General features: G+C 46.3%; 14 protein-coding genes and 1 pseudogene. 12 read left to right on the plus strand and 3 right to left on the minus strand.

The genetic code is table 11. The features are described from left to right. Positions 1 to 20 precede the first annotated feature (20 nt). From BS614_RS14700 to coaD, 11 genes are all read left to right on the plus strand, one after another. Positions 21 to 3,089, plus strand: a complete 3,069-nt coding sequence (locus BS614_RS14700) for a X2-like carbohydrate binding domain-containing protein (protein WP_074094533.1) — start codon at positions 21 to 23, stop codon at positions 3,087 to 3,089. A 271-nt stretch (positions 3,090 to 3,360) separates the two neighbouring features. Further along, a complete protein-coding gene (locus BS614_RS14705; protein WP_074094534.1) occupies positions 3,361 to 4,908 on the plus strand; it encodes a response regulator transcription factor in 1,548 nt (515 codons plus the stop codon). Positions 4,909 to 4,926: 18 nt separating this feature from the next. Beyond that, entirely contained in the window at positions 4,927 to 6,696 is a 1,770-nt protein-coding gene (locus BS614_RS14710; RefSeq protein WP_074094535.1) for a cache domain-containing sensor histidine kinase, read from the plus strand. Positions 6,697 to 7,048: 352 nt separating this feature from the next. Next, on the plus strand, positions 7,049 to 8,332 hold the full coding sequence (locus tag BS614_RS14715; RefSeq protein WP_157116303.1) for an extracellular solute-binding protein: 1,284 nt from the start codon (positions 7,049 to 7,051) through the stop codon (positions 8,330 to 8,332). Between the two features lie 141 nt (positions 8,333 to 8,473). Further along, on the plus strand, positions 8,474 to 9,364 hold the full coding sequence (locus BS614_RS14720) for a carbohydrate ABC transporter permease (protein ID WP_036610887.1): 891 nt from the start codon (positions 8,474 to 8,476) through the stop codon (positions 9,362 to 9,364). Next, positions 9,357 to 10,187 (plus strand): carbohydrate ABC transporter permease, encoded by an 831-nt coding sequence (locus BS614_RS14725; protein ID WP_074094536.1) that lies wholly within the window; start codon positions 9,357 to 9,359, stop codon positions 10,185 to 10,187. The genes BS614_RS14720 and BS614_RS14725 overlap by 8 nt, the downstream gene beginning before the upstream one ends. 157 nt (positions 10,188 to 10,344) lie before the next feature. Then, positions 10,345 to 13,392 (plus strand): beta-galactosidase, LacZ type, encoded by a 3,048-nt coding sequence (gene lacZ, locus BS614_RS14730; RefSeq protein ID WP_074094537.1) that lies wholly within the window; start codon positions 10,345 to 10,347, stop codon positions 13,390 to 13,392. A 170-nt stretch (positions 13,393 to 13,562) separates the two neighbouring features. Next, positions 13,563 to 13,868 (plus strand): hypothetical protein, encoded by a 306-nt coding sequence (locus tag BS614_RS14735; RefSeq protein WP_017689244.1) that lies wholly within the window; start codon positions 13,563 to 13,565, stop codon positions 13,866 to 13,868. A gap of 454 nt (positions 13,869 to 14,322) precedes the next feature. Further along, on the plus strand, positions 14,323 to 14,760 hold the full coding sequence (locus tag BS614_RS14745; protein ID WP_074094539.1) for a hypothetical protein: 438 nt from the start codon (positions 14,323 to 14,325) through the stop codon (positions 14,758 to 14,760). 302 nt (positions 14,761 to 15,062) lie between these two features. Further along, complete coding sequence (gene rsmD / locus BS614_RS14750; RefSeq protein WP_074094540.1) at positions 15,063 to 15,671, plus strand: 16S rRNA (guanine(966)-N(2))-methyltransferase RsmD; 609 nt, start codon at positions 15,063 to 15,065, stop codon at positions 15,669 to 15,671. A 1-nt stretch (position 15,672) separates the two neighbouring features. After that, positions 15,673 to 16,179 (plus strand): pantetheine-phosphate adenylyltransferase, encoded by a 507-nt coding sequence (gene coaD / locus BS614_RS14755; protein ID WP_085981453.1) that lies wholly within the window; start codon positions 15,673 to 15,675, stop codon positions 16,177 to 16,179. On the opposite strand, the gene BS614_RS14760 is transcribed toward coaD, so the two are convergent. Next, complete coding sequence (locus tag BS614_RS14760; protein WP_074094541.1) at positions 16,157 to 17,494, minus strand: nucleoside recognition domain-containing protein; 1,338 nt, start codon at positions 17,492 to 17,494, stop codon at positions 16,157 to 16,159. The two genes, coaD and BS614_RS14760, sit on opposite strands and share 23 nt — an antisense overlap. A gap of 314 nt (positions 17,495 to 17,808) precedes the next feature. Here BS614_RS14760 and BS614_RS14765 point away from each other — a divergent pair, with 314 nt between their 5' ends. Next, positions 17,809 to 18,849 (plus strand): SepM family pheromone-processing serine protease, encoded by a 1,041-nt coding sequence (locus BS614_RS14765; protein ID WP_074094542.1) that lies wholly within the window; start codon positions 17,809 to 17,811, stop codon positions 18,847 to 18,849. A 335-nt stretch (positions 18,850 to 19,184) separates the two neighbouring features. On the opposite strand, the gene BS614_RS14770 is transcribed toward BS614_RS14765, so the two are convergent. Both BS614_RS14770 and hmpA read right to left on the minus strand, forming a co-directional pair. Beyond that, positions 19,185 to 20,417, minus strand: a complete 1,233-nt coding sequence (locus BS614_RS14770; protein WP_074094543.1) for a nucleotidyltransferase — start codon at positions 20,415 to 20,417, stop codon at positions 19,185 to 19,187. Between the two features lie 218 nt (positions 20,418 to 20,635). Continuing rightward, positions 20,636 to 21,870, minus strand: a pseudogene (gene hmpA / locus BS614_RS14775) (NO-inducible flavohemoprotein). Positions 21,871 to 22,145: the final 275 nt, after the last annotated feature.

Here is a 22,145-nt window from a genome sequence, read left to right on the forward strand (position 1 = left end):
GAAGAGGAGGATAAGTTGATATGAGAACGTTTATGGGGAAATTGCGAATGATGAGCCTGACGGTTGCTGTAGTAACCGCCTCGCTGGGAGGACTTGCTGGAACAACAGCGGCGGCACCAAGTGAAGCTTATGAGTGGAAAAATGTGGTGACGGGTGCAGGAGGCGGGTTTGTACCGGGCATTATTTTCAACGAGTCGGAAAAGGATCTGATCTATGCCCGTACAGATATCGGGGGAGCCTATCGCTGGAATGCGGCTGACGAGAGGTGGATACCCTTAACGGATTTTGTCGGCTGGGATGACTGGAACAAGAATGGTGTGGACGCACTGGCTACGGACCCGGTTGATCCTGATCGGGTGTATATGGCAGTTGGGACGTATACGAATTCGTGGGACCAAAATAATGGCTCCATCTTGCGCTCTACGGACCGGGGAGATACATGGCAGACCACAACACTTCCGTTCAAAGTGGGCGGCAACATGCCGGGACGTTCAATGGGAGAACGCCTGACCGTTGACCCGAATGATAACAGTATTCTGTATTTCGGTGCACGAAGTGGTCATGGGTTATGGAAAAGTACCGATTATGGTGTGACCTGGAACGAAGTCATTAGCTTCCCGAATCCGGGAAATTATGTGCAAGACCCTTCGAATGAATATACGAGTGACATCGTAGGTCTGGCATGGATTACGTTTGACAAAACAACAGGTTCGGCAGGGCAAGCAACCCAGACAATCTATGTGGGTGTTGCGGATAAAGCTCAAAGCGTGTATCGAAGCACAAATGGCGGCCTGACCTGGTCAGCTGTTGCTGGTCAACCTACAGGTTATATTCCGCATCATGGTGTGTTTGATTCAGACGGAAGTCTCTATATTACGTACAGCGATGGTGTTGGACCCTATGATGGGGCAAAAGGTGACGTGTGGAAACTGAATACATCGACAGGTGTCTGGACCAATATCAGCCCTGTTCCAAGCAGCAGCACGGATAATTATTTTGGATATGGCGGATTGGCTGTTGATGCACAGAATCCCGGTACATTGATGGTTGCGACATTAAATTCCTGGTGGCCGGATGCCACCTTGTTCCGCAGTACAGATGGCGGAGCGACGTGGACACGCATATGGGAATTTGAAGGATATCCGAACCGGAAGTTACGTTATACACAGGATATTTCGGCAGCGCCATGGCTCACATTTGGCACCAATCCTGCCCCACCCGAAACAACCCCAAAACTGGGCTGGATGATCGGTGATCTGGAGATTGATCCGTTTGATTCGGATCGCATGATGTATGGAACGGGTGCTACGATCTATGGAACGAAGAACCTGACAGACTGGGATGATGATGAAAAAATCAATATTTCAGTGATGGCGAAGGGAGTTGAGGAGATTGCCGTACTGGATCTGATCAGCCCGCCAAGTGGTGCACATTTGATAAGCGGATTGGGAGATGTCTCCGGATTCCGTCATAACAATCTGGACCAGGCTCCAGCTACCATATTTACGAGCCCGAACTATCCTTCCACAGAAAGTCTGGATTTTGCAGAGTTAAGTCCAAATACGATGGTTCGCGTAGGTAAAGCAGATTATGCTGCTGATCCAAATGCAAAATCCATTGGTTTGTCCAGTGACGGAGGTACTACGTGGTATAAGGCCAATGCAGAACCTGCCGGCACAACCGGAGGAGGGACCGTAGCCATCTCTGCGAATGGTAACCGACTCGTATGGAGCACATCAGATAAAGGCGTACATTATTCGACTGGCGGCAATTCATGGACGGCAAGTACGGGCATACCTGCACAGGCAAAAGTGATTTCGGATCGTGTTAATCCAAACAAATTTTATGGATTTGCAGCGGGTAAAATCTATGTGAGTGTGAACGGTGGTGCTACTTTCACGGCATCGTCTGCGACCGGACTTCCGATCGAAGGAAATGCCGATCTGGATGCCGTTCCAGGTGTTGAAGGCGAACTCTGGTTTGCTGGGGGTAGTGAGGAAGAAGGTCCTTATGGATTATGGCATTCCACGGATTCAGGAGCGACATTCACGAAGCTTGCCAATGTAGAGGAAGCAGACAGTATCGGATTTGGTAAAGCGGCCCCTGGGCAGAACGTTGTTGCGTTATACACGGTTGCACAGATCGATGGAACACGTGGATTCTTCCGCTCCGATGACGGTGGTGTCAATTGGGTTCGTATCAATGATGATCAGCATCAGTATGCTCGTGTAACCACGATTACGGGTGATCCGCGTTTGTATGGAAGAGTATATCTCGGAACAAATGGCCGCGGAATTTTGTATGCTGACCGTGTTGGAGGTAACAATGGCGGAGGTACACCAGTGACCAACTCTGCGATTTCACCGGTTACAGCCGAATTTGATCGCAAAGCAGGCAATCAGGTTAATATTCCAGTCACGTTAACACTTAACGGCAATACACTCGCTTCCATTCGCAACGGGAATGCAACGCTGGTTTCAGGTACAGATTACACGTTGACAGGCAATGAGGTCGTATTAAGTAAAAACTACCTGGCTTCACTGCCAAATGGCGCAGCGACGCTAACCTTTCAATTCAGCGCAGGCGCTCCTGCGACCTTGAATCTGCTCATTAAAGACACGACAGCTGCACCTGTTGGAACCATACGCATTGAGATGTTTAACAGCAACACTTCAGCGACGGGCAGCTCGATTAGCCCCAAATTCAAACTGACAAATACGGGTACTACAGCCTTGAATCTGTCTGATGTGAAAATCAGATACTATTACACGATAAACGGTGAACAGCCTCAGAACTTCTTCGCTGACTGGGCGACTGCCGGTAGTTCTAATGTGACAGGCACGTTCAGTGCACTCAATCCGGTACGGACAGGTGCTGATCACGTGCTTGAGATTGGATTCACAGCTTCGGCTGGAACACTGAATGCGGGACAAAGCACGGAAATCCATACGCGCATTTCCAAGAACAATTGGACCAACTATACGCAAACGGATGATTATTCTTTTGCAGGTAGTCAGACTTCCTATACGGACTGGTCCAAAGTCACCGGTTATATCGCGGGAAGTCTCCAATGGGGAATTGAACCATAAGTGAGTGATTTAACGAAATAAAGGATTGAAATAAGGGTCCTGATTCGCCAGATGATCAAATGGCGAGTCGGGGCTTCTTATTTTGTCGAAATATAGTGTAAACTATAGATAGTTACCATTGCTTAAAGGATCGTTTTAGGATATAAAAAGATGTACAATTAATCTAGAATTAATGTAACCGCTAACACTGGAAAGTGTTTATAACCGATATATAATAGTTGGTATAGCCTGTACAGATATAGAGGAAAGATTAGACAAGGGGGTCGCGATCATGAACCGGTTGTGCAAGGTGCTGATTGTTGACGATGAGTTTCTGGTAAGACAGGGCATAAAGCACCATATGAACTGGGAAGCGGAAGGATTTATCATTGTGGGTGAAGCTTCCAACGGTGAAGAAGGATTACAGCAGGTGAACCTGTTAAAACCGGATATTGTGATCACCGACATTGTCATGCCTGTCATGGATGGGGAAACGTTTGTCCGTACACTAAAAGCCAGTAATCCGCAGATTGAAGTTATTGTACTTAGCAGCTTCAGTGAATTCGAGTATGTACGTTCAACGCTTCAGCATGGGGCAGCCGATTATATACTGAAACCCAAGCTGGATACAAATGAATTATTGCAAGTCCTTCAACGCACAGCGGGTAAAATTCCGGAGCTACAGTTCGAGCCGTCGCACGATGGCTGGAGACTTGGGCAACTGATGGAGAAGATGCTGTCCGGATTTACACTGGATGAAGATAGCGAAATGCCGATCATTCGAGATACCTTTCCGTATGAATCCTTTCGCTTGCTGGTGTTTAAACCCGTGGGTGCTGGAGGGAATCCACTGAAGATGGATCAGGAACAGATTGAATCCAAGCTCAGCAGTGATCTGCCTGAAGTAGAATGTGCAATGGTTCCCGCAGAGGGTACATTACCTGTGATGCTTCTTAATGTCGATCCTGCGAGAGATGAATGGATGCTTGAACGGATCAGACAGTTGGCCAGTGAAAATGCAGCAGGAGAAGACAGTCCTGGTTGGGTGCTTAGTGAAAGCTTTACTTCATTTGAACAGATGGGTGTTGTTTACCGGGAACGCCTGATTAAGCTGATTGAATATCGTTTCTATTATAAGGATCGACCAATCCTGGTGTATGGTGAACTGCCTCCAATGCATTCCGCAGGTTACCAGTTTAATGTGAATATGTTTTTGCAGCATGTGAAGCGTAACCGGGTCGAAGCGGCAAGGGAGTATTTACAGGATCATGCAAAAACACTTGGACGGGATTATATTGCCGATGTTTTTGAAATCAAATCATTTCTCGGTAACTTGATCTTCAACGTGACCATTACCCTCGCGGATATGGATGTCCAGTCTGCCGGTCTGGAAGAGAGCAAATATACGTATTTTAAAAATGTGGACGGGGCTTCAAGTCTGGACGAAGTCATGACTGTGCTTGACCAATTCATGACGGAAGTTCAGGAGTGCACCGTTGGTGCGGGTGGAAAACGAAGTGATCCCAACATGAAGATGCTGCTGGATTACATGCATGAGCACTTTGATCAGCCGCTCGGGCTTGCTGAAGTAGCCAAGCACTTTCATTTTAATCCATCGTATTTATCCAGTTATTTTTCATCTCACAAAAAAGAAGGATTTAATGAATACTTAAACAAAATTCGGATTGAAAAAGCCGAGGAACTGCTCCGATCCGATGATGTAACGATCTCTGAGATTAGCAGTATGGTAGGTTATTCCGATCATAGTTACTTTTGCAAAGTATTCAAAAAATTCACCGGATTATCACCAAGCCGATACCGGCGCAAATTCTGGGCATAAAGTCAGAAGGATAAGATCATGAAGAAATGGATGAACCAATTATCTCGTCTCGGATTGTTTCCTAAGTTGTTTCTGGTTATGGTGGTCAGTATTGTCCTCGTTTCTGTACTCATCTTATGGACGACCATTCACATGTCAACCAATCTGTTTACTGAGACGTTCAGTATCACAAACTCCAAGGTGCTTAATCAGATCAAAACAAATTTTGAATCCTTTAATGAGGCCATTGCTGCCGTATCGAATAATGTGACGCAGAGTGGATCGATCCGAGGATTCCTGTCCGAAGGAGATGCCGATTCCCTCACGATGGCCAAATCCTTCTATAATATGAGGGAAACGATGGATCGAATTCAATCCATCACAGAATCCTACGAAGTTGGGATAACAATTATCGGGATTAATGGACGGAGCTATTCCACGAATCGTGCTCACCTTCAGTTGTCCGTGGATGAATTGAAGCAGGAGCCAATTACGATGGAAGCCGCGGAGACGCCGAGTCGTCTTATCTTTGATGTTTACCAAAACGAGGCAACGCTCGGGAGTCAGCAGATGATCTCTGCGACGAAAGCGTTGACGGACCGAACACGCAGCCGGATATACGGTACGCTCTATGTCACGATGAGAGAAGACATATTCCGGCAATTTTACAGCAGCTTTACAAGTCGTGGCAATGATGTGGTCATTATGAATGAAAAAGGTGAGATTGTATCATCGAATCGTGAAGACTGGATCGGAACAACTCAACTGGATTTGCTATCGTATGCCCGGGATATGAACAACAACTCTCCGAGAAGTATTAATGCTCGTGTGATGGATCAGGATAGCGTTGTGTTATCCGAGTATTTACCGTTCTATCGGTTTTATATTGTCAATGTAGTGGATAAGGATCTGGCGATGGGTCAACTTATCGACATGAAGACGGTTGCCCTGATCTGTGCAGCTATCGTTGTGGGGGCACTCATCCTTGTGTTTCTCATCACCAGCCAGATTACCAAGTCACTGCGCAGACTTGTGAAGCAGATGTCCAACATTACAAAAAGTGATCTGGACAACTATATTCCGGTGAGCGGAAGCTACGAGAGCAGGCAGCTTGGTCATGCTTACAATTACATGCTTGATGAACTGCATGATTATGTGGATCAGTTAGTACAGACACAGCATGAACAACGTAACGCAGAGCTTGCGGCATTACAGAGTCAGATTAATCCTCATTTCTTGTACAATACACTTGCATCTGTCAAAGTTCTGGTGCAACAAGGCAACAAAGACAGGGCTGCGGAGACCATTAACGCATTAATTGGATTGCTGCAAAATACGATCAGTGATGTGAGTCAGACTGTTACGGTGGAACAAGAAGTCGAGAATTTGAAAAATTATGTCTTCATTAATCACGTCAGATATGGTGGCCGGATTAAAGCAGCTTTCTACGTTGCTCCCGATTGTACACACTATCATGTACCCAAACTGGTGATCCAGCCGTTTATCGAGAATGCATTTTTCCATGGATTCATCAAGAAAGAAACGGGTACGATTCATGTCATGGTTTCCAGAGCGGGAGAATCACTCATCTGTGAGATTATGGACAATGGGGATGGAATTGAAGGACTTATCATGGGAGAAACGTTGCCCAATCCGAAGAACAATCGTCAACTATTCAGCGGTATCGGGATTCGCAACGTACATGACCGTATTGAGTTATTATATGGTTCACCTTATGGTGTCACCATTATGAGTACGGTTGGGGAAGGAACGAGAGTCACCGTTACACTACCTTTAATCACGAATTGAATCGAACCCCGATTCCATTGAATACACTTAAAATCGAGATCCCTCGCTTCTGTTTTCTACAGTGGCGGGGGATTTTCACGTGTCAGAGGTAAAGTGGGTGAAATCATTTTTGTACTATTTCAAGATCAAGAAATTACAAAATCAAAAGAAATTACAAAAAACCAAATTTAATGCAAACGGTTTCTGTAAAGGTTTTCATTGTGGCAATAAGATGACAAATCCGTACAAAATTATTACTAACGAATGGAGATATGGGAATGATAAGATGAATACATCGAAAGCAACCGCTTTCAGAAAACGCAAACAAATTACACACAAAGAGGTCGAAGGGGAGTTGAATGTTTTGAAAAAAATGTGGGTATTGATGCTCGTTACAGTACTGCTGTTGTCCGCATGTTCATCCGGTGGCGGAGGTAAACCCGCTAGTGGTGGTGACGAAAAAACAAACGAAATTACGGTCTGGGCTTGGGACAAAGCTTTTAACGTAGCTGCAATGGAAACAGCAAAAGAAGCATATCAAAAAGCAAATCCTGATGTAAAAATTAACATCATTGAATACGCTCAAGCTGATATCATTCAGAAACTGAACACAGGTCTTAACTCCGGAACTGCCAGTGGTCTTCCAAACGTAGTTCTGATTGAAGACTATCGTTCACAAAGCTTCTTGAATGCATATCCTGATGCGTTCAAAGATCTGTCTTCCAGTATCACGGCTTCCGATTTTGCAGATTACAAACTCGGACCAACAGCGTTTGATGGCAAACAATACGGAGTACCATTTGACTCCGGCGTTGCTGGTTTGTACTACAGAACAGATCTACTGGAGCAAGCTGGCTACAAAGCAGCTGACCTGCAAGACATCACTTGGGATGACTACATCCAAATTGGTAAAGACGTAAAAGCTAAAACAGGTAAAGAGCTTCTTTCTCTTGACCCGAATGACCTTGGTTTGATTCGTATGATGATCCAAACTGCAGGTAAATGGTATTCCGCAGAAGATGGTAAAACACCTGACATTGCTAATAATGCTGCTCTGAAAGAAGCGTTTATTACTTACAAAGCAATGATGGATGCCAACATTGTTAAATTGCACTCTGACTGGAGTCAATTCGTTGCCAACGCCAATAACGGTAGCGTAGCAACAATTCCTACAGGTAACTGGTTCTCACCATCTGTACGTCAAGAAGCTTCCCAATCCGGTAAATGGGCTATAGCTCCAATACCAAAAATGGCTGGTCAAGCAAACTCTGTTCACGCATCCAACTTGGGTGGTAGCTCTTGGTATGTTATGAACAACGTTCCTGGTGCAGATCAAGCAGCTGATTTTGTAGCAAAAACATTTGGTTCTGACAAACAATTGTATCAAGATCTGTTGAACAACATCGGCGCAATTGGTACGTACAAACCAGCAGTTGATGGTGACGCGTATGCCAAAGCAGACGAGTACTTCGGCGGACAAAAAATCTTCACAGACTTTGCAAATTGGACGAAAGAAATTCCAAGCGTAAACTATGGTATCAACACATATGCCATTGAAGATATTCTGGTAGTAGAAATGCAAGCATTCCTGAACGGTAAATCAATCGATGACGTTCTGGCTGATGCACAAAAACAAGCTGAAGCACAATTAAACTAAGATACCCAAGGTAACTTATAGAACCCTAGGAAACATCGGAGCCGTCTCCCACGTCCGGCGCAAGTCGAACCGGATATGGCGAGAGGCTCCGTGGGTTCTACCCATGTTCCATGGAGAGAGAGGAGCCATACTGTGAAAGCCATGAATACAGGAGACAGTCTCCAAAAGAAAAATAATTTGACTGGATGGGCTTTTGTTTTGCTGGCTGTTGTCGGGATTGTTGCATTTTACTTCTACCCGATGATTCAAGCGCTGCTCTTATCGTTCAAGTCTGGTGTAGGAGCCAATCTTGAATTTTCGGGCCTTTCTAACTACAAAAGATTGTTAGTTGATACAACGTTCCGTACAGCATTATCGAATACATTTATCTACTTGATTATTCAAGTGCCTGTAATGATTATCCTTGGTTTGTTTATTTCCGTATTGCTGAATGACAGCACACTACGTTTCCGGAGTTTCTTCCGTACAGCGATTTTCTTGCCTTGTGTAACTTCATTGGTAGCGTACTCTGTTGTATTCAAATATCTGTTCGCACCAGATGGAATGGTGAATCAATTCCTGATGGGCTTGCACATTATTGGCGATCCAATTCAATGGATCACAGACCCGTTCTGGGCTAAAATTACGATCATAATCGCCGTTACTTGGCGTTGGACCGGATATAACATGATTTTCTATCTGTCATCCCTGCAAAACATCGATCAATCGATCTATGAAGCTGCAAGAATTGACGGAGCGAATGCTTTTACACAATTCTTCAAAATCACTGTACCTTTGCTTAAACCGATTATCCTTTTCACGTCCATCACATCAACGATTGGTACATTGCAAATCTTCGATGAGATCATGAATATTACCAAAGGTGGTCCAGGTAATGCGACCATGTCGATTTCACAATACATCTACAACCTTTCGTTCAAATATTCACCGGACTTCGGTTATGCAGCAACAGTGTCGTATTCCATCGTAATCTTGATTATTGTATTGTCCATCATCCAGTTTAAAGTGGCAGGTGATAATAAAAATGGCTAAAGCTAAAGCAAAACGGATTTTCACGTATGTGTTCCTAACCATCGTCGCCTTTGTATCCATTTTCCCTTTCTTCTGGATGCTGGTCAGTTCAACAAATGCATCTGTCGATGTTACCAAGGGTAGACTGCTGCCCGGTTCAGCTTTCATTGATAACTTCAACAAACTGATTGATTCGACAAATCTGGTACAGGCTCTCGGAAACTCGGCGATTATCTCTGTAATCTCCACTCTCTTGGCACTGTTTATTGGTTCCATGGCAGGTTATGGCTTCGAGGTATATCGCACGAAGTCCCGTGATGTGGTGTTTAATATCCTGTTGTTGTCCATGATGATCCCGTTTGCAGCGATTATGGTACCATTGTATCGTATGTTTGCAACAATCTCGGGAGTTGCACCGGTTATCGGAATCAACACGATGGCAGCAGTGATTCTGCCAACCATCGCAACAGCGTTCTTGATCTTCTTCTTCCGTCAGAACACCAAAATGTTCCCGAAAGACTTGCTGGAAGCTGGACGTATTGATGGTTTGAGTGAACTCGGCATCTTCTTGAAGATCTATATGCCAACCATGAAAACAACATATGCAGCGGCAGCAATCATTACATTCATGAGTAGCTGGAACAACTATCTGTGGCCACTCATTGTATTGCAAACACCTGACCAACAAACGATTCCACTGTTGATCTCAAATCTGGGTGCTGGTTATTCTCCGGATTACGGAGTAATCATGACAGCAATCGTGATTGCAACACTGCCTACAGCAATCGTTTTCTTCATTATGCAGAAACATTTTGTTGCAGGTATGGTAGGTTCCGTGAAGTAATGAAAACAGCATAATCCGTGCAAATGACGGATGCAGGAAAGAAGAGAGGGCGCTGTTATGGCGTACCTCTGTCTTTTTTGTTTATGTAAAGCAAAAGGAAATCCAGCGTAAACCTTGAATAAGTCAAACTATAACGTTTTAAAGGGAGAGAGAGCCGATGAAAGCAACAAAGGCAGATATCAACTGGTTGGGGGACGTAAGTGTATTTGAGGTGAACCGTCTTCATGCCTATTCCGATCACCGTTATTACCAAACAATGGATGAAGCTGTAGGTTCAGGCGCGATGTCCATGCGTTATGATCTGAATGGTACGTGGAAATTCAACTATGCGATTCGTCCAGACAGCCGTTCTGAGTTTTTCTATACATCCGATTTTTCCAGTGAAGGCTGGGATGATATTGAAGTTCCAGGGCACATCCAGTTACAAGGATACGGACAGATTCAATATGTAAATACACAATATCCTTGGGATGGCCTGAACGAAATTCGTCCGCCGGCATTACCACAGGATAAAAATCCAGTTGGAAGTTACATTCGCACATTCCACCTGCCGACAGGTTGGGAGTCGAATCCGGTATATATTTCTTTCCAAGGTGTAGAGTCTGCATTCTATGTATGGCTTAATGGACAATTCGTAGGATACGGGGAAGACAGCTTCACGCCATCTGATTTTGACCTGACGCCATTCCTTCAGGATGGAGAGAACAAACTCGCAGTTGAGGTGTATCAACGCAGCACAGGCAGTTGGCTGGAAGACCAGGATTTCTGGCGTTTCTCCGGCATTTTCAGAGATGTGTATCTGTATACGGTCCCGGCTACGCACGTACGTGATGTTCATGTTCGCACAGATCTGGACAAGTCCTATACCAACGGTACGTTGCAAGTGGATCTGAAGCTGGAAGGAAAATCGGTTGCAGGAGCACGTGTAGAGGCTGAACTTCGTGATCGTGAAGGCAATACCGTTAAAACGTTTGAATCCAAAGTTAACGATGGACAAGTAAGTCTTCGTGAAGATATCGGTACAGTGAACCTGTGGAGCGCAGAGATTCCATACTTGTATCGCCTTTATATTCGTGTATATGATGCTGCGGGTACACTTGTTGAGGTTGTTCCTCAAGCCGTTGGTTTCCGTACATTTGAAATGATTGATAAAGTGATGCACATCAACGGTAAACGTATCGTATTCAAAGGTGTGAATCGCCATGAGTTCAACCCGCGTCGTGGACGTGCAGTTACGAAGGAAGATATGCTGTGGGATGTTCGTACGATCAAACAGAATAATATGAATGCTGTACGTACGTCACACTATCCAAACCAAAGTCTGTGGTATGAGTTGTGTGATGAATACGGACTCTATGTTATTGACGAGATGAATCTGGAGACACACGGATCTTGGCAGAAGCTTGGCGCTGTTGAACCTTCTTGGGTTATTCCAGGCGACAAACCGGAATGGCATGATATCGTCATGGACCGCGCTGTTTCCATGGTAGAGCGTGACAAAAACCATCCGTCCATTCTGATCTGGTCTTGTGGTAATGAATCACACGGTGGTGAAGTCATCTACAAAGTATCCCAATACTTCAAATCAGCTGATCCAACACGTCTGGTACATTACGAAGGTGTATTCCATGATCGCCGTTTCGATGAAACAAGTGATATGGAGACTCGCATGTATGCCAAACCGGCGGACATTGAGGAATTTCTGAATGCAAACCCGACGAAACCTTATATTAGCTGTGAGTACATGCATGCCATGGGTAACTCCATTGGCGGTATGCACAAATATACGGAGTTGGAAGACAAATATCCGATGTATCAAGGTGGATTCATCTGGGATTACATCGACCAATCCATTTATAAAAAAGATCGTTACGGCAAAGAGTTCCTCGCCTATGGCGGAGATTTCGGTGATCGTCCATCAGACTATTCGTTCTGTGGCAACGGTATCGTCCATGCTGACCGTAAAGTAACTGCGAAAATGCAGGAGGTTAAATTCCTTTACCAGAACATCAAGCTGTTCCCAGATCGTGAAGGTGTTAAAATCGTGAACGGTAATTTATTCGCAGATACATCTGCGCTGGAACTGGTATACAGCCTGGAGCGCGAGGGACATGAAGTGCTGCGTGGAACATTGGAAGTGAACGTGGATGCACAAAGCGAGACGGTAGTGAAACTTCCGCTGGGTGCAGAAGCTCTGGGGGGCGGCGAGTACGCTGTGAACACTGCATTTGTGTTAAAAGAAGCTACAATGTGGGCTGACAAAGGCGAAGAAGTGGCGTTTGGACAGTTTATTTTCACCCAGGATCAGGTAAATGATGCAGTTGAAGTCGACTTGAACCTTGTAAGTGATGTACAAGTTATCGAAGGTGACGTTAACATCGGTGTTCGTGCCGGCAAGACACATGCGCTGTTCTCCAAACAGTTTGGGACACTGGTTTCCCTGAAATTGTCCGGTCGTGAGACGATTGCTGTACCACCTGCACCGCTCTTCTGGCGTGCAATGACGGATAATGACAAAGGTATGGCGATGGGCTTCGAACTGGGTGCCTGGTATGCAGCGAGCCTGATGCCACGTTCTGTAGAGTGGAAAGCGGAACAGAAACCGGATCAATACCGGATCGAGTTCACGTACAAGCTCAACATTTCGGAGAATGTACAAGTGAAAGTGGTATATACCGTTCATGCAGATGGAAGCGTGCGTGTGCATAATGCGTACAAAGGTACATCTGGATTGCCAAACTTGCCAATTCATGCATTGTCCTTCAGAACATCACCTGACTTCGAAAACGTGGAATGGCTTGCGATGGGACCCGAAGAAAATTATGCAGACCGCGCATTTGGCGCACGTCTGGGTATCCATGGCAGCAAGGTAGCTGATACTATGGCTCCGTATCTGGTACCACAGGAATCAGGCAACCGTACGGGCGTACGTTGGGCCAAATTGACAGACAACGCGGGACGTGGCTTCAAAATTGAAGCATCTGGAACCCCGGTTGAGTTGAATGTCTCACCATATACGGCATTTGAGCTGGAGAACGCACAACATGCGTACGAATTGCCTCCTGTACACTATACGGTCGTGACTGTAGCGGGTAAACAAATGGGTGTTGGCGGTGATGACAGCTGGGGTGCACCAGTTCATCCGGAATACCTGATCCCTTCAGACGGCGAACTGACATTTGAATTTGTCATTCGAGCACTGTAAGTAAAAGGATCGTACAGAATAAAGAATGTATTCTATAAAGAACAGAGGTCTTCGCTATCGGAGGCCTCTGTTTTGTTATGTCAACGAACAGCTTGAGAAGCATTGTATGAAACCGTTCTCTCTCCAACCTCGTAATGTACGAGACAGGAAACATAAGAGGGGGGTTCAAGATGAGTAAAAAAGCAAAGACAGGTATATGGGTGACGGTGTTGGTCTTCTTGGGCATCATAGTTGGATGTTTCATATGGTATTTCAATACCGCTTCAGGTGAACGTGCACTCAAAACGATGAGGTCCAATAACTCGGGTGGCCTGGAGAGGGTTGTTAAAGTGTACAGCAATAATGGTGAATTGATTCAGACCTATGATGGCAAGATTGACGTGGAAGATACGGAATACGGCAATAAAGTATTATTTGATCTCAATGGGAAACGTGTTGTGATCTATAATGCAACGATTGTTGTTGAGGAGAAGTAAAGCAAAATTAAGGAAAAGATATAAGGGTCGGGTGAGATTTTTATGGTGGATATGTACCTCATAATCCTAGTTGCTATCTTGGGAATGATCCTGTTCTATAGCTTGATCGCTTATTTCTTGATTCGTTTCATTTCGATAAAAGCTTTCAAGCTGACGTTAACCAAATATGAAATGATGGAGATTATGACTTGGCTCGCCGTGCTGTTTATTACCTTCATGATGATTAAGAATGGTTCAATAAATCTTCTCTTGCCGGTTGTTTTACTTATCATTCCATTGATCAATTTGCGAAGGTCTAATCGGAAGCATCGAGAGATGAATTAGTATAGCTTCCTGAGTTTGGTAATACACAAGGATGATAAACATTAGGAAAGGTTGACAGACGGAGTTTACATCACCAGTCAGCCTTTTTTAGTTTCATTACGAATGTTGAAAATGAACAAGGAGGAGTTTAGTGGTGATTCTGGGCAGATCAACTGACACTTCAGGTTTAACGCAGGTTGCCAATCTTTCGGATGAGTTGCAGTCTGTTTTTGATCAAGCAGAAAGCAAATATAAAATAGTCGATATTGAACTCTTCTTTGTTTTCAGGTGTCTTCCTGAAGAATATGAGAGAAGGTCCACGGCCAGGCATGTGAAGAAGGAGAATGTCATCTATTTTGATCTGGTGGTCAGTGAGGATCGTTATAAGACATTAAGCAAAAGCAAACAACGGTATGCGTTAAGCCATGAGTTTTATGTTTTTATGAGTGAAAAGATCCAGAAATACAAGATTGAACATTTAAAAGTGAATGAGTTTATCGCAGATATGGGCATGTGGCTGAGGGAGATCGGATGGTTGCAGACCGAAGAGCAAGCCGACATAAGTGAATTTGAAGAAAAGTATAACTAGCAAAATAAATTAAAACATAAACAACAAAAAGAAGCCCTCTTTCGAGAGCTTCTTTTTCATGGGAGAGGAGAAACCGGACGAAGAGCTTATGGGGAAACGTAAGTCTTCTCCGCGGTTGTCTACGACACTTGTGATGTCGATAATTATAGAATCGCCCGATTGTTTCCTTTTTATACATATGCGTCAACAATTCGTCAACAATTTTCCAAGGGAAATGAAGACCGCACATTTTTCAAACCGAACCCGAATGTGGTACGATAGTCGTATCAATAAACTTACATAGAGAAAAGGTGACTCGTCAAGTGAGAGTGGTATCTGGGAGTGCAAAAGGCAGGCCGCTGAAGGCTGTTCCTGGCACGGGTACGCGGCCAACCACCGACAAGGTGAAGGAAGCGTTATTTAGCATGGTTGGTCCTTATTTTGAGGGCGGCACAGCATTGGATCTGTTTGCAGGCAGTGGAGGTCTCGGTATTGAGGCGCTGAGCCGCGGCATGGACAAGGCTGTTTTTGTTGATTTGGAATCGAAAAGTATTGAAGTCATCCGCATGAATCTGAAGGCAACCAAGCTGGAAGACCAGGCGGCCGTATATCGTAATGATGCAGGTCGAGCATTGAAGGCACTCGCCAAGCGAGGCACAACGTTTGATCTGGTGTTTCTCGACCCGCCATATAGCATGAAGAACGGGCACGAGTTAATGCTGACCATGCACGAACTGGAACTTTTGGAACCCGAAGCAACCATCGTGCTTGAATATGAATCCAAACATGATTACCCTGAGCAATTCGGCCCGTTTGAACAAACGCGCAAGGCTTTGTATGGGGAGACGGCAGTATCCATCTATTATTATGCGCCTGAAGCAGTTGAAGATGGAGAATCCATTACACCGGAAGAGGAGGCTCCTCATGACTGAAATGATACATCGACAGGAACGGATCGCCGTATATCCTGGAAGTTTTGATCCCGTAACGATGGGGCATCTGGATATTATCGCCAGAGCGTCGAAGCAATTTGATCGCGTCATTGTGGCTGTGTTGAACAATATGAGCAAAAATCCGCTGTTTACGGTGGAGGAACGCAAGGAACTGATTACGGAAGTAACCCGCCATCTACCGAATGTCGAAGTGGACAGTTTCCGCGATCTGACAGCCAATTACGTCCGGCAAAAGGAAGCTCAGGTCATCGTTCGTGGTATACGCTCGGTAACTGATTTTGAATACGAGTTGCAATTGGCGTCGACCAATAGCAAGTTGAACCCGGATGCGGAAACGATATTTATGATGACGAATCCCAAGTATTCCTATTTAAGTTCCAGCATCGTCAAAGAAATCGCTCATTATCATGGAGATGTTACAGATCTTGTCTCACCTGAAGTGGAAGCTGCGCTCCGTCAGAAAATCAGCGAGAAAACCGGCGGTTAAACCAGAAGGTAAGACCTGATAGACTAACCATGACTGCAAGAAGTAACGCAAGTCCCATGCATGCAGCAGGGAAGATGCTCCAAATGGTGTTGATCGTGTATGTGTTACCTGGACTATGTATGAGTAGCCAACCAAATGGTGTTGAGAGATCTTGCTCTGCATTCGTCTGTAATGTGGTCCAGACTTCTGTGTTATAACGGCTGAACGGCATCCATAGGAACAGACTGATGAAAAAGGCGATTAATCCATGAGTCAGACGAACTCCAGCAAAGTACAACATCGATTTGCTGCCCGGACCAGTTGTTTTCAAGACAGCAGAGACTTGCAGATGGGAGCATAAACCACCCCACCCCAGAACGGCTGCAAGTAGAGACATGAGCAGCATGGGTGTTAATGAAGTCTGGCTCAAATGATAGGTGCCGAGGTGAAGCTCGAAGAAGGCTGGCCACAGCGCAGCAGAGGACCCAGGAGTTAGATAAAGGGAGACCAACCGGATAAATACGGCAAAACCGATCATGTATCCCCCAGTCATCATTAAGGTCTGCACAGCTTGGGATACGGTGTCACCGAGCAGTTTGCCAAATCCTCTTCCATCACGACGATGTGCTTCCCTCGCTGCAATCATCATATCAGACCATATACTGCGTCGTTTGTTCGTAGCGTGGTGGGGGGCAGATGAGCGACTTGTGGAACTTGCAGGACTTGCAGACTGAGAATCAAGAGAGTTGTTATCTGTTTGCGCGGCTGTGGAGCCAACCCTGTTTGTCTGGTTACCCGGTGCTGGCAGGAGACGTGTGGCAAGAATGGCAGCAATCCAGCCGCTGATCCAGTGGACCACGAGTAGAAAATATCCGGCCGCCGGCTGGTGAAGAAAAGCAGCACCAACGACCAAAATGATCATCATTGGATTGGCAAAATGAGATGCCGCCGCAAGGACAACCGCCTGCTTGGCGGTAATTTGTCTATCCTGAAATAAACGGGATACCGCATCTGCTCCTGCGGGGAATCCGCCGCACATGCCAACGGCAATCGCCAGACCTGCGTTGCCTGGGAGTCTGAACCAGCGTTGCATTAACGGTCCAAGCAAGGCGCCGATCGCGTGGGTGAAGCCAAACGCAGTGAGCATTTGGGATAACATGAGGAACGGGAGCATGGCAGGGAAGATGATTTTCCACCATATATCCAGACCTTGAATAGAGGCGTCAAACGCTTCTTTGGGGGACGCAACTACCGCAATGACCAACATTAAAGCGCCGGTACTTAGGATTATCGTTCGTAACGGGCCAGAATCTCTAACCTCGCTCTGTAATGTCATCGTTTCACCTCATATCAGATAACGCCGATTCGGCATCTGAATCGTTATGGACGGCCGAATGACGCCCGAAGGGCGGTTCGGCCTTGACCGGACAGGCTATTGTATACAGCGGCCTATCTGGCCTGTACCATTGTATGCACAAGGACCAGAGTGTTAGACTTGAAAAAAATGATTAAACAAGATGAGCTGAGTATCTGCATTACAAAGAGCGTGAATCTAACCGACGAATGGAAGTATTCACAAGGTGGAATTACGATTGCTGATTAGTGTAGAGTTCAGCTTATATAGAGATACAAAGAACGGAGGCTCATGCGATGAATCGGATTCGGAAATCTGGCGGATTCAGAGCTTCGATCTTTGTGATCGTGGTGGCTCTGGTCGTCTATGTTGTCGTGTACATGCCAACGCCGTATATCATATATATGCCTGGCAGTGCAGATGAAGTAAAACCAATGGTAACCGTTAAGAGTGGAGACCAGGAAGAACACGGTGTGTTCATGATGACAACCGTGTCGGCAACATATGCCAATGTGTTTTTGCTAGGAACCTCTCTGTTCAATAAAAATGCTCAAGTGGATAAAAAGGAAGACCGACTGCGCGGCAAAAGCGAAGCGGAATACTCTGCCGAACAGGTGTGGTTCATGAGTGACTCACAATCCTCCGCAATGGAGGCTGCATATGAGCAGGCTGGTGTGACTTACTCTATTGTACCTGAACATATCTTTGTATTTGGACTGTCCGAAGATCCAAAACCGGAAGGAGACATTGCTCCGGGAGATATCATTCTGGGAGTGAACGGAACAGCTACGCCGGATAATACCGTGCTTTCTGCCCAGTTAAAAGATAAAAAGGTCGGAGATACGGTTGAAATGCAACTGGAACGTGGTGGAGAGACCATTAGCCGGGACGTGAAACTGATTCAGGTAAAAGACAATAAAACAGGAGAAACCCGCCCGGGACTTGGAGTAATGATTGGTACGGTTCAGAAGGTGAAAGCTGAAGATCCGGACAAACAGATATCCTTCACTGATACTCAGGTTGGTGGTCCGTCTGCCGGCTTGATGTTTACGTTGGAGATCTATAACCAGTTAACACCTGGAGATCTGACCAAGGGGCATCGAATTGCGGGTACAGGTACCATTACCAAGGAGGGTGTGGTGGGTGCCATTGGTGGTGTAGTACACAAGATTGTAGCCGCTGATCGAAAAGAAGCGGAGATCTTCTTTGTACCTAAGGATAACTATAAGGAAGCAGCAGCCAAGGCTGAACAGATCGGCACCAAAATGAAACTTGTGCCTGTGAGCACGGTGGATGATGCGCTGGCTTATTTGAAAACCTTGTCCGTGAAATCATAGGATTTGAACTGGCGGGAAGAGATCGAGCCAACGTTGAACCGGATGGATAAAGAACGGATGAAATCCGAATAATTGATTACAGTGGAATGAAATATGATCAAGAGATTTGAGAAGATCAACAGACTCACTAGACCCAAAGGGGTAGAGATACCCAAAAGTTATAAGAGAACAAGAGAAGTGAATAAGGAAATCCCCTTGTTGCGAGGTGCCTGAGCGGCGCGCAACAAGGGGATTTTTTAATTGTATAGTTGAGTGTGGAACAGTGGATATCAATGATCTGTTTGATGATGGAATAAAAAGCTCCATAGAGATGAAGCCTTATGGTCAAAAGCGGATTACAGTCTCACAGGCGACTCATAGTAGTCACTGAACATCCTACGTGTGTCCCTATGCTCGCAAGCGAGCCCATACGCAACCTGAGCTTGTATATCCAGTTCCAGCTGATTGTGTGTGAACGTCGACGGTTTCAGCACAACAGGCAGTGACGCGGTTTTCTTCATTTGTTTAAGCAGGCTCTGCCCTTGAGCATTAAATCCGAGGACTCGGAGATATCCGGGTCCGGCAGCCAATTGCTCTGGTGAACACTCGGCTTTGGTGTGATTCAGGAGCAAGTGGGCGAGCATACGCTGGAGTTTGGTGCGTGTGTATCGTTTGGTCTTCAGTGCATTCAGGAGTGCTTCGACTGAAGGCTCCGGGAGCTGAGCGAGTGCACGGCTCAGCCGGTATTCCAGGCCTTCCGTGACTTCGGCGATGCGTTCCAGCTCGGAGGCACGTCGGGTGGCCGCGAGGTGCAACAGCGGCTGTGCAAAGCGCTCCCAGTGTATGGGAGCGCGCCCTTCCTGCCATTCGCGATGCAGAATGGCAAGGGTTGCCGCCGGTACGTATGGCGCGGCGGCATCGGGTCCGTCCGCCATCAGCAGGCGGCGGACGGCTGTTGCACTGGCGATCGCCCCCGGCCCGGGCGTCGCCTCATGATACGCGGCACCGGTACGCGCCGCCGTAAAGGGCTGGATCGCGCTGCCAAGTCGTTTCAGCGCGATCAGGTAGTGCAGCCCAAGCGAATTGTTGGGCTGCTCCAGCAGTGCAGCGGCGTCGTGAGCATCGACGCCGCCGGGCGCCAGCGCCGCCGCCGCGCCTGCGTACGCGGCGGGGTAGCTGGCGCCTTCCCGCAGGCGGCGCGCGATGTCCTCGCGCATCCCTGCGGGCTCCACAGCCAGCACGCGCGCAATGCGCTGCAGGCTGTCCAGGTCGCCGGACTCGCTGCCAAAGCAGAGCGAGTCCACAACGCCGGTGCGGTGCAGCAGTGATACCGCACCGAAGGCAAACCACTCTGCCGGTTGGACCGCGTACGCAACCGGCAGTTCAAGCACGAGATCCGCGCCTGCGTGCAGCGCCATCTCGGTGCGAGCCCTTTTACCCACGATGGCGGGTTCGCCACGCTGGAGAAAAGGGCCGCTCATGACCGCAACAACGGCGTCTGCTCCGCTTAGCCGCCGAGCTTCTTGCAAATGATAGACATGCCCATTGTGCAAGGGGTTATATTCAACAATGACGCCTACGGCTTTCATGATTAGACGTACTCCTTTCGATTGGATAACCGAGTATGTATAACATCCATTCCATCATAGGGGATGTCATGTATTAGATCAAATCATGCACCAATTCAGACAAGAAAAAGGCACAAATCCAACATCAACGGATGTCAGACTGTGCCTGCAAATCTATTGTATATTACACATTTTCGATAATGGGAGACCGACCTCTTCAACTTAATAAATCAGCACGCTTAGACACTTTCCGGCGAGGTAGATAGACTTGCTGTGGGCCCAAAGAATTCATAATGAATGTTGTCCGCCGCAACACCGAGTGCCTGAAGTTCCGTATACACTGCCCGCATGAACGAAACTGGTCCGCACAGATAATAAGTGGAATCCAGTTCATCAATCACTTGACGAAGCCAGACCGCATCCATATAACCTTCATTATGAAAATACTCATTTTCACGATCAGCATTCTCAGGTTGAGTATAACAATAATAAGCTTTAACGCCCTGATTGCGTTTGGCCAGACTGTTCACATGATCACGGAACGCGTGCGATTGACCATTGGGACTTGCATGCAAAAATGTAATGTTGCGATTTTCGTTCAAGTTAACCAGCGTATTTAACATACTGATCATGGGCGTTAGACCGACACCACCACTCAGGAGAACAACAGGTCGTTTATCGTCTGCATTCAGCGTGAAGTCCCCAGCAGGAGCGGATAGCTCCACCAGACTGCCTTCTTCAATGTGATCGTGGAGATACGTAGAGATAACTCCGTCAGGACGCTCTAATACACCTCGCTCACGCTTAACGGAAATGCGATAGTGGGGTTTACCCGGGGTATCTGAAAGGCTATACTGACGAATCTGGGTAAATGACGGTGCCTCTGGTTTGATTTTGATACTGATGTATTGTCCCGGTTCATAACTGGCAATGGGCTGGCCATCGTCTGGAACGAGGTAAAAGGACGTGATGATTTCACTTTCCTGCACTTTCTTGGCAACCTTGAAGGTACGAAATCCTTCCCAGCCACCCGTCTGGTTTTCCGCTTCTGTATACATGTCCTGTTCGATCCCGATAAAGGCGTCTGCAATGACATTATAGGCTTCGCCCCACGCATTGATAATTTCATCCGTTGCCGCGTCTCCAAGCACATCTTTGATGGCTTGAAGCAGATAGGTGCCGACAATCGCATATTGCTCGGGAACGATACCCAGGCTGCGATGTTTATGTGCAACTTGCCGGACGGCAGGCAGGATGGAGGACAGATTATCGATATGCAGGGCAGCGGTGTATACCATATTGGCGAGGGCGGCTTGCTGTCGTCCCTGTTTCTGATTTGCATGATTGAAAATATTCAGTAGTTCCGGATGAGCTGTGAACATCGTTTCATAGAAATGGCGTGTGATCGCTTCGCCGTGAACTTCAAGTACGGGTACTGTGATTTAATGACTCTAATTGTGTGCTCACTTAACATACATTTTCCCTCCCGATATAATATGAAATAGTTGGATAATAAATCGGTCATGGAGCTGATCATGCTTCGGTTTATAGCAAGTATAGATAGGGGACAAGCGGGTCTGTGTGATATAGATCACACTAAACGTTAACGAAATGTGACCGCTATTTGCAAGGAACTACAATTAAAATGACGACTTGTAGTTTATCTTGAAGTGAGTCTATAATAGACCAGATGGAGTAAACGGTTCTGGGCCATTGGTTTTAAAATAGGGTGTAAAGTTAAAAGTGTTG

The organism is Paenibacillus xylanexedens, from assembly GCF_001908275.1.
In the GTDB taxonomy this organism is placed as follows: Bacteria; Bacillota; Bacilli; order Paenibacillales; family Paenibacillaceae; genus Paenibacillus; species Paenibacillus xylanexedens_A.